Origin of the sequence: Sphingomonas sp. PP-CE-1A-559 (assembly GCF_004340965.1) — a bacterium.
Classification (GTDB): Bacteria; Pseudomonadota; Alphaproteobacteria; order Sphingomonadales; family Sphingomonadaceae; genus Sphingomonas.
The window spans coordinates 1-8,752 of record NZ_SLYA01000023.1 but is presented as its reverse complement, the minus strand read 5'-3'; the positions used below and the strand labels follow the sequence as shown (position 1 = coordinate 8,752).

General features: G+C 56.0%; 12 protein-coding genes. 9 read left to right on the top strand and 3 right to left on the bottom strand.

The features are described 5' to 3' along the window. Positions 1-377, top strand: a 377-nt coding sequence (locus tag C8J42_RS20285) for a hypothetical protein (protein WP_165895585.1), incomplete at its 5' end; no start/stop codon positions are given. 57 nt (positions 378-434) lie between these two features. Here the strand turns inward: C8J42_RS20285 and mobQ are convergent. Continuing rightward, complete coding sequence (mobQ, locus tag C8J42_RS19745) at positions 435-1,487, bottom strand: MobQ family relaxase (protein WP_207897198.1); 1,053 nt, start codon at positions 1,485-1,487, stop codon at positions 435-437. A 203-nt stretch (positions 1,488-1,690) separates the two neighbouring features. On the opposite strand from mobQ, the gene C8J42_RS19740 reads away from it, so the two are divergent. The 5 genes from C8J42_RS19740 (at position 1,691) to C8J42_RS19720 (ending at position 5,131) form a co-directional block, all read left to right on the top strand. Continuing rightward, a complete protein-coding gene (locus tag C8J42_RS19740) occupies positions 1,691-1,960 on the top strand; it encodes a mobilization protein (protein WP_133021514.1) in 270 nt (89 codons plus the stop codon). Then, on the top strand, positions 1,960-2,853 hold the full coding sequence (locus tag C8J42_RS19735) for a hypothetical protein (RefSeq protein WP_133021513.1): 894 nt from the start codon (positions 1,960-1,962) through the stop codon (positions 2,851-2,853). Before C8J42_RS19740 ends, C8J42_RS19735 begins: the two co-directional genes overlap by 1 nt. Then, on the top strand, positions 2,850-3,146 hold the full coding sequence (locus tag C8J42_RS19730) for a hypothetical protein (RefSeq protein WP_133021512.1): 297 nt from the start codon (positions 2,850-2,852) through the stop codon (positions 3,144-3,146). Before C8J42_RS19735 ends, C8J42_RS19730 begins: the two co-directional genes overlap by 4 nt. A 370-nt stretch (positions 3,147-3,516) precedes the next feature. After that, on the top strand, positions 3,517-4,620 hold the full coding sequence (locus C8J42_RS19725; protein ID WP_243644637.1) for a replication initiation protein: 1,104 nt from the start codon (positions 3,517-3,519) through the stop codon (positions 4,618-4,620). A 91-nt stretch (positions 4,621-4,711) separates the two neighbouring features. After that, a complete protein-coding gene (locus C8J42_RS19720; protein ID WP_243644636.1) occupies positions 4,712-5,131 on the top strand; it encodes a DNA-binding protein in 420 nt (139 codons plus the stop codon). A 9-nt stretch (positions 5,132-5,140) separates the two neighbouring features. Here the strand turns inward: C8J42_RS19720 and C8J42_RS20280 are convergent, their stop codons facing one another. Together C8J42_RS20280 and C8J42_RS19715 are read right to left on the bottom strand one after the other, a co-directional pair. Beyond that, positions 5,141-5,317, bottom strand: coding sequence for a hypothetical protein (locus C8J42_RS20280; protein WP_165895584.1), 177 nt, complete (start codon positions 5,315-5,317; stop codon positions 5,141-5,143). A gap of 67 nt (positions 5,318-5,384) precedes the next feature. Beyond that, on the bottom strand, positions 5,385-5,954 hold the full coding sequence (locus C8J42_RS19715) for a recombinase family protein (protein ID WP_243644635.1): 570 nt from the start codon (positions 5,952-5,954) through the stop codon (positions 5,385-5,387). A 217-nt stretch (positions 5,955-6,171) separates the two neighbouring features. On the opposite strand from C8J42_RS19715, the gene C8J42_RS19710 reads away from it, so the two are divergent. The 3 genes from C8J42_RS19710 to C8J42_RS19700 all read left to right on the top strand — a co-directional run. After that, positions 6,172-6,549, top strand: a complete 378-nt coding sequence (locus C8J42_RS19710; RefSeq protein WP_133021509.1) for a hypothetical protein — start codon at positions 6,172-6,174, stop codon at positions 6,547-6,549. Then, the gene (locus C8J42_RS19705; protein ID WP_133021508.1) at positions 6,546-7,097 is read left to right on the top strand and encodes a hypothetical protein; all 552 of its coding nucleotides are present in this window, start codon (positions 6,546-6,548) and stop codon (positions 7,095-7,097) included. The genes C8J42_RS19710 and C8J42_RS19705 overlap by 4 nt, the downstream gene beginning before the upstream one ends. Further along, a partial coding sequence (locus C8J42_RS19700) for an AAA family ATPase (protein ID WP_279388774.1) occupies positions 7,097-8,752 on the top strand: 1,656 nt, incomplete at its 3' end. The genes C8J42_RS19705 and C8J42_RS19700, both read left to right, overlap by 1 nt.

Here is an 8,752-nt window from a genome sequence, read left to right as displayed (position 1 = left end):
TTGCGTTTAATAGGGCCATTGCACATTGGGCAATAAATAAATTGCCTGATGCATCCGAATTTGGTCATGTTCTTGAATCGGGTCTCAAACTTATTGAGGAGTTCGATCAAGATGCAAATTTCTACCAGTGTATTGCATTGAGTGCATCAATTGTTGGCAATTCAGCCCTAGCCATTCAATTAGCTAACAAGGCTATTAGTTTAGCAGATGGCCAAGCAGGTGGTGTTTTTGATTGCTGGTCGTTTATGACTGTATCATCAGAAGAGTTTATTCTAAATTGTCATAAACTAATTAATTACATCAGCGATGATGGTCCTGAGCCAGAAGTTCTTCATCGTAGTGCTGATAATGTTATGCATTCAATTAGTGATCAATAAAACCTATTCGTGAAATCGAGAGTCGTCGGCCAGTCACCCATCGGCTGACGGTTCTAGTTATCGCCCGCGCCCGCCTCTAGCGGGGCCATCGCGGTCGCGGTCGCCTTGCTCCGGCTGCTCCACCTCGACCCACGAGGTTTGCTCGCGCCGGAGTGAGTGATCAAGCGCCGGCACCGCCGCGAACCCGTCGTCGGTGCTGGTCTGCAACCCCGCCCGCATCGTTCGTGCCGCGCCCTGGACGAAGCTCGCCATGCTCTGCGCCGCCAACTCGGCCCGCTCCCGCACCCGGCCGCCCATCTCGTGCAGCCACTCCCGGCCGCGCTCGATATACACCCCCAGCCCCCGCGCCTCGTGAATCGCCTCGTTCATCTGTCCACGTGGCGTAACGGCGTGCAGCTCCTCGCCGGCTGCGATCTGCTCGCGCTCGGCGCGGCGCTCGATCGCGGCCGAGGCATGGCCCATCTTCACGGTCGGCTCCATCTCGATGCCCTGGCGCGCATAGCTGCGATGATCGACCCGCTCGGCCACCTGGGCGAGTTCCAGCGCGTCGTTGACCTGCGCTGCCCAGCTCGCCCGGATATCCTCCACCTCGATCGACGCCGACGATCGCACGTCGAGCTGGCGCGTCTTCGCTCCCAACCCCTCCGCGTCCACCACCCGCGTCGTCGTCATGACGTGCGCGTGGTGGTTGCGATCGTCGCCGTAGTCATGGGGGGCATGGATCGCCACATCGACCGCCACCCCGTAGCGGTCGCGGATATCCTCCGCGAAAGCACGAACCAGGTCGCGGCGCTGGCCGGCGTCCAGCTCGGCCGGCAGCGCCAACTCGTACTCCCGCGCCACCTTGGCGTCCTTGCGCTTCTCCGCCGCCTCCGCTGCGTTCCACAGCGCGGAGCGATCCTGCGCCCAGTCCGCACCTTCCGGTGCGACGATGAACGTATCCTCGACACCGCCCCGCCGCGTGTAATCGTGCACCAGGCCGTCGCGCTCGTTTTCGAGACAGACGCCGGCACGATACGCGACCGCCGCGACTGCGCTGCGCCCGGTCGAGCGCGACACCGATTTCACTGCCAGATGGTAGATCGCCATCGTCCGCGTGCGCCTTCTCAAACGTAGTCCAGCGGCATGACGCTGGTCGGGGTGTGGGGCCGAGGCCCCGCTGTCGCTTGCGACATGGGTGCAGGGTGTCCCTGCCGCACGCATTACATAGTAATGCTAAAGTGCGCCCTTGTCTCCTACCGTCGTCTTGGGTGGCTTCGTTTGTTGGTTTGCGCTATGCTCGTTTTGTGATCGTGCTTTGACGCGGAGAAGGTATGGCGGCTCCCACCCCCGAAGCTCTCGAACTGGCGAAGAAGCGTCTTGCCCAGGCCAAGGCTCGCCTCGATGCCCTGAACGCCCGGATCGCCACCGAAGGTCGTCGCCTCGACACCCGCCGCAAGATCATCCTGGGTGGCCTGCTTCTCGATGCCGCCACCAAGGACAAACGGTTCGCCGGCATCGTCAGCGAGCTGACCCACCGCATCAGCCGCGAGTCCGACAAAAAACCATTCGAGGGGTGGACGCTGCCCGGGGAGGACCGCTGATGGAACGCGACCGTGACGATGATCCCCGCCGCCTGCTCGAACAGGCGCGCCAGCTCCAAAATGAAGGGCGCGGAAGGGTAAGGGGTCGTGGCGGAGACCGAGACGATTCCCCAGCCGGCAAATTCGATCCCGCCGAGTTCGACATGCCCCCCGATCCGCCACCCTCTGCCGCTAATCTCGCGCGCGACACCGCCGACGTCGCCCAGGCGCAGAGCTTCTTCTCCCACCTCGATACCAACATTCACCGCATCCTTGCCGTCCTGGGTTCCTTCCGCGACCTGGTGACCGACGTGCGCGCCAGCGTCGCCGATGCCGCCGCTAGGGACGCACAGCGCGCTGAGGACGAAGAAGCCCGCGACAAGGTCATAGCCGCCCGCCTGGTCGATCCTGCGGTTCTGGTAGCCCGTGCGGAGGCCGGAGCGCGTCATGGGGCCGCAGATGGCCTTGCCGAGGCGGGAGAGGCCCTGCGGCGTCGGATCGACGCTGACTCGGCTGCGAACGCCGCCCTGAACGATCGTCTTGCCGCCGATGCCGCCGATCGCCGCGCCCATGAGCTGCGCCGGCGCCGGTGGGACAGGTGGTGGAACGGCGCACTCGCCGGCTTCGCCCTGCTGGTGCCTGTTGCGCTGGGTTACGGCTATCACCTCGGAAACGGGGCCGGTGAAGCATCGGGCTATGCCCGCGCTCGCGATGAGGTCGCAGCAGCGAACTGGGCCAACACCGCCAACGGTAAGCTTGCCCGCCGGATCGATCAGGCCAGCGAACAGACCATCCCTGCCATTGCTGCTTGCCCGAAAAATCACGGGTGGAAACGCGAGAAGCGCGACGGGGCCTACTGGTGTTTCGGCGCGAACCCCGATCGCAAATCCTATAACGGCTGGCTCCTGCCATGATCCGGGATGAAACAGCCCGCACATGGCAGCTTGTGATGACCGGACACGCTCTGGATCACGTCACACCGGAAGCCCAAGCCGACATGGCGCGGCTCCTCGACCTTGATTCTTCCATTTCGCACCTGACGCTCGAAATTGGCGACAATCGCGTCCACGTCGCCCGAGACTGGCCCAGTAACCAGTACGAGGAAGCTGATCGTCTGATTGATCGCATCGCCGTTTCGGGCGTGTCCGCGATCGTCGTCCACAACGAGAATGGGAAAGCTCCTCGCCGCGTGACGAGTGGCAAATGATCGCTGACCGCCTTTGCCCCGACTTCTTCATCGCCAAGCTAGCGGCCGATAGGCCGCTCCGGTGACGGCGTAGCCGGCACGCAGCATCAGCGCATCGGCCGAAGGTCGATTCCACCTAAATCTTCTCTGTTCCGCGGGCGGTGATTCATGATTCTATGATTCTATGATTCAGGGGGGTCGCATCCCTTTGATTTGGAACGACGATTCCAGCCTATTATGAGGAATGGGGTGGGGTATCATGAGTTTTGGGGTGGGGTATTGTGAGAAATGGGGTGGGGTATTGTGAGGAATGGGGTGCGTGAAGTGAGGAGCTAGTCGCTCTCATCTCATGATACTTGACCGCGTTGTCGCATCGAACGATTATGCTGCCATGACCGGGGCAGCCGACGATAAGCCTAAACGCACGATGGAAGTTGCGCGGATCGAGAAGGAGCGGGGTTCCGACACGATCGTGCAACCGCGTGAACTGGTCGAAGTCCGCTACGCGCGCGGTGTTTCGCTCACCCTCTCGGCTCGCAAGATTCTCGCCCTGATGATGCATCAGGCCGCTGGCGACGCATGGCGCGACCAGGAACATCGGATTGCCAAGCGCCTGCTGCGCGGCTCCCACAATTCCAATGATCGCCTTACAGATACGATCGACGAGCTGATGGGTATCTTTTTTGCCATGCCCGATCAGGTCGAGGGCGACCAAGGGCGTCGCACGTTCCAGATGATCGAGGAAACATTTGAAGGGGGAGAGCAGGGGTGGCTGATCTACCGGTTCACTCGCCGCGCCCGCGATCTTCTGAAAGACAGCGAAGCCTATGCCCTGCTGCACCGGGCAACAGTGCTGGCGTTCGATAGCAAGTATGCCCTCGAACTCTACCAGCTCGGAGCTTTGCTCTATCGCCGCGACGTGCCGATCTGGCGGGGTGATGTCGCGACGCTACGGTCCAAACTTGGCGTTCCTGAAGGCACCTATGGCTCGTTCGCCGATCTGCGCCGCTTCGTCCTCGATGCGGCGACGGCTGAGATAAATCAGCTCGTTCCCCAATTCTCGGTCGCCTGGGAGGTCGCAAAGCGAAGGGGCCGCAAGGTCACCGAAGTAGCGATCACATTTCGTCGCAAGGCTCCGATCGCTGTCGTAGCGGCAGAGGAAGAAAACGAGCGTCACCGTGCCGGCCGGCGCGCACGGCGAGAAGGCACCGTAGAAACGGTCGCTGATCCTGCGGCGATTATCGCTGCTACCGCTGCCAGCCTCTCGGTTTCAGACATATTGCGGTGGCCTGCCGACGATCAGGTGTCGGAATATCAAACGCCAGACCTCTATGCGATCGGCCTCGCCTACGGCGGAGGCCATGCGATTCAACGGCTAGCGGATCAATACGCTCGGGTCCGATCCGACCGGCGACGGCAACTCCGGGGTGACGCTCTTCGCGATGATTGGACCACATGGGTAAAGGGTTGCGCGGAGAAGTGGGCGAAACCCTGATCCTTGTCTCTGACAGGGTTGCACGATACCCTACGGCAACCGGTCATGGTTCCCGGTTGGAAACACGGGGTAACCTATGGCTACGGTGTCGATGACGAAGGGTGCCGAGCTGGCCGGTGTCAGCAAGGGAACCGTCTCGAAAGCCCTTAAATCGGGGCGTCTTAGCTATGCTGAGAAAACCGATAATGGCTACCTGATTGACACATCCGAGCTGTTTCGGGTGTTTCCTCCGAAACAGACGGAAACCGTTCAAAAAGCCCCCCTTGATACCCCTGTTGGAAACAGGGAAACCCTAATGGAAACAGGGGGGTTGCTCCGGGAAGTTGAACTGTTGCGTGAACAGCTTCGTGATCGCGATGGCGTGGTCGATGATCTGCGGCAACGGCTCGATAGATCCGAGGACGAACGCCGGGAGGCACAGGCCAGAGTGATCGGCCTGTTGGCGGGACCTGGCCCTACCGAATCCAAACGCGGGTTCTTTGGTCGCCTGTTCGGCCGCACAGACGAATGACAGGAAGGATCAATCGCCGTTACACACGTCGCATAGTGAGAAGTCGTCGGTGACGACTCCCGCACCCAGGCTGAACGGGTTGCCGCAATGTCCGCAAGTTGGGGATGGGGTGTAATCGTCATCCGTGGATTTGCCTGCTCGACGGTCGGCATGCCACTGCTGCTTTTCGGCCTCGGTAAACGCCATTTTTAGTCTCCTCGAGGTTACTATGGCCTGCACCGGTTTAACGGCTTGTTTCCAGCTCGCCCGATCATCAACCTTGCTTCCGTGACAACCGCGATATCGTCGCCTGATCGACCCCGAGCAGAGCGGCAACAGTGCGCTGCGTGTCGCCCTTGGCGAGCCGCTGTAGCGCCTCGGTCTGCTGGTGAGCTGTAAGGGCAGCACGTCGACCGAACTTCACACCACGGGCCTTGGCCTGAACCCTGCCGGCAGCGGTGCGCTCGGTGATGCGCTGCCTCTCATAGCTCGCTGCGATCCCCAGCACGGCAATGACGACCTCCGCGAACTGCGAGGTCGTGTCCACCATCGGCTCCGCGATCGAGCGGAAGCCCGCGCCGGCCTCCTTCACCGCATGAAGGATATTCAACAGGTCACGAGTGTTGCGGGCCAAGCGATCGGTGGCCGTCACCATAAGCACGTCGCCGGCATCGAGCGCGCCGATCGCGCGCTTGAGCTGCGGCCGCTCGGCAGTCGCGGCGCTGACCTTCTCGCGGTAGATCTTGGTGCAGCCGGCCACGTCGAGCTGGGCGAGCTGCTGCGCCAGATCCTGCCCGTTGGATGAGACGCGCGCGTAGCCGTAAATCATGCTCGGATTGTGCATCGGAATTATGCATCTTGGAAGTGCCCGGATTTCCACCATTTTCCCAGCGATGCAAAACCTATGATTTTCGCATCAAGCTGCCGGTTTTAGAGGAAACGCCATCTAGATCTTCGTGCCATTGACCAACCTGCCGGCTCCTTACATCTAGGGGGTTCAGGGGAGTCAAACGTGTGTGGTATTGCTTTCTTTACGAATCGCCTCATATGAGGCACACAACGTGACGCACGAGATTCTGGAACTTACCTCTCACCAGCGCAAGCAAATCAGCAATAACTGCCGGAATCCACAAAAACGCATTTTAGCCAGGAATGCCGGAACTGGGCACAATTGGCACCCCTTCACAGTAAGGCATCCAGATACGGAAGCCATTTTCAACGATGATGCAGCATGGGACTTCATCGCTGACCATTTTGAGGGTGATACCCCGTTACGATGGCGGCCGGCTTCAGCTCTAAATCCACACCCGGCTATCGAAATGCTCATTGACGTGTCGAACAACGAACGACGGCTCTATATGAAGGTAGGCATCGTTTTCGATAGGGACTTGGTTCTAGGTCTCAGTTTTCATTACTCAACAGAAGAGTATAGGGCATGAAGAATGCGCTTACAGATACCGCTAGAAGCTCCTGCATTATGTGCGGTGGAGATTCTTTCACGGAGTCTGTTGAATCCGAGAGTTTCCCGTTTGGTGCTGATGAGGATATCATAACGGTAAATGTTCCCGTGAATACGTGCGTGGAATGTGATTTTTCTTTTACCGATTTTCGTGCGGAAGAGATTCGGCATGACGCCGCTTGCGAACATCAAAATCTACTAACCCCTGACCGTATTCGCGAAATTCGTGCCGTATACGGTATGAACCGTAGAGATTTTGCGGCTGCTTTTAGGATAGGGCACGCCTCCCTAGAGCGATGGGAGAATAGAAAACTTTTTATAAGTGGTCAGTCTAGTTTTTATCTGCTGGCCCTTGAAAACAAAGAGGTTGGCTTGAGCCTTTTGTCGATTGCGAATGAGCCGGCCAAAACGAAAGACGAATCAAACGTAATTCACGTTGATTTTTCTGCACTTAGCGCTTCTTCGGAAAGATATGAAAAAGCACTAAAGCGTCGTGATTTGTTTTCTTTAAAGAGGAATAACGGGTAGTGTTTGTATGTACATTCTACTCTTTTAAAGGCGGCGTAGGTCGCACTTTGGCACTGATGAATGTTGCTGCAAATTTAGTGAAGAAGGGGCGCCGAGTTCTGGTCGTCGACTTTGATCTAGAGGCACCGGGCCTTACTACGTTCGAAGCATGCCGAACCGCCCGGGGCAAAGCCGGAATGGTAGAATTCGTCTCGGCATATCGACTTTCTGGGAAAGCTCCTGCCGCTAGAGATTTCATTCATGAGTGTCAGTTAGTAGAAAAGACAGATGACGCCTCCTCGAAGGCAATAGACGGTCTATCGGTGATGCCGGCAGGGAACGTCGAGGACTCCAATTATTCCGCACTGTTTTCGAAGATTGATTGGCGGACTTTATACAATGACGAGAATGGCTTCTTATTATTTGAAGACCTAAAAGAGCAGTGGGCCGATCTTGGGTTCGATTATGTACTAATAGACAGCAGAACTGGCCATACGGATATTAGCGGTATTTGCACCAGGCAGCTACCTGATGCAATTGCTGCGGTTTTCTTTCCAAATGAGCAGAATCTTTCTGGACTCAAGCAAATTGTGAATGATGTCAGGCAAGAACCCAGTGCCGACGAACCGATAAGTTTGCACTTCGTTGCGTCGCGTGTACCAAAGCTCGACGATGAGTATGAGATATTAAATACTTGGCTAAAACGATTTCAATCTGAAATTAATTATAGCGATGAAAACCTTTCAATGGTTCATCATTATGATAGTTTGTCATTGCTTGATCAGAAAATTTTTGTTCTCGAGAGACCCAAAAGCTCTCTCTCCAAAGAGTTAAGAGATCTAAGCAATAGTATTTCCAAGTTAAATGCCGAAGATGCCGATGGCGCAGCTTTGTACTTAACTGACATCAACAACTCCGATAATATCTCGTCACGATTTACCGCAAGAGATTCATTCAATGGCGAAAAATATGATGAAATTAGAAAAAAGATATCGAAAATAAAAGAATTTCATCAGGGCGATTATGTCCTGATGTTTTTAGCATCTTTGTTTTTTTATAGTAAAAGCGTGCTACATGATGCCGCGTCAACAGTAGAACTTGCTGTAGCGTCCATTGGCAACACCGCGGTTGATATAATCAACGGAGATCAAATGATCTCCGGAATACATTTGCTGCGTATGAGAATCTATAGAGAACTTGATAATCTAGAGGCGAGCACATCGTCTGCAATTAGCTTGCTGAAGCTACCATCGATATCGGGGTCGATGGTCAGGGACTCTTTAGCTACAATTCTTGCCGCTGATGAAAATTTGTTGCCAGAGGCTGATGATATTCCTGCTCTTTCTAGTCTTAATATGAAAGAAATCGCGACCTCTTTTCTATCATTAGAAAGCAATCTTTTTGTAACTCAGTACTCCGCCAGAGTTCTGAAATCTATGATTGCCATGCACGGATTTGATAAGCTCTCCGTCGACGACAGGCTAAACATAGGATTAAGATTTATTGCGGGCAGCCAATTTGAAAGTGCTTTGAAAATTCTTGATAGTTTTCCAACTGACGAGAGTTTTTATGAAACCGCATTTGCGTTTAATAGGGCCATTGCACATTGGGCAATAAATAAATTGCCTGATGCATCCGAATTTGGTCATGTTCTTGAATCGGGTCTCAAACTTATT

Excerpts from the sequence above, each read along its gene's own strand:
- C8J42_RS19740 (WP_133021514.1), top strand. The coding sequence starts at position 1,691 with ATGGCGGCTCCCACCCCCGAAGCTCTCGAACTGGCGAAGAAGCGTCTT.
- C8J42_RS19735 (WP_133021513.1), top strand. The coding sequence starts at position 1,960 with ATGGAACGCGACCGTGACGATGATCCCCGCCGCCTGCTCGAACAGGCG.
- C8J42_RS19730 (WP_133021512.1), top strand. The coding sequence starts at position 2,850 with ATGATCCGGGATGAAACAGCCCGCACATGGCAGCTTGTGATGACCGGA.
- C8J42_RS19725 (WP_243644637.1), top strand. The coding sequence starts at position 3,517 with ATGACCGGGGCAGCCGACGATAAGCCTAAACGCACGATGGAAGTTGCG.
- C8J42_RS19720 (WP_243644636.1), top strand. The coding sequence starts at position 4,712 with ATGACGAAGGGTGCCGAGCTGGCCGGTGTCAGCAAGGGAACCGTCTCG.
- C8J42_RS20280 (WP_165895584.1), bottom strand. The coding sequence starts at position 5,317 with ATGGCGTTTACCGAGGCCGAAAAGCAGCAGTGGCATGCCGACCGTCGA.
- C8J42_RS19715 (WP_243644635.1), bottom strand. The coding sequence starts at position 5,954 with ATGCACAATCCGAGCATGATTTACGGCTACGCGCGCGTCTCATCCAAC.
- C8J42_RS19705 (WP_133021508.1), top strand. The coding sequence starts at position 6,546 with ATGAAGAATGCGCTTACAGATACCGCTAGAAGCTCCTGCATTATGTGC.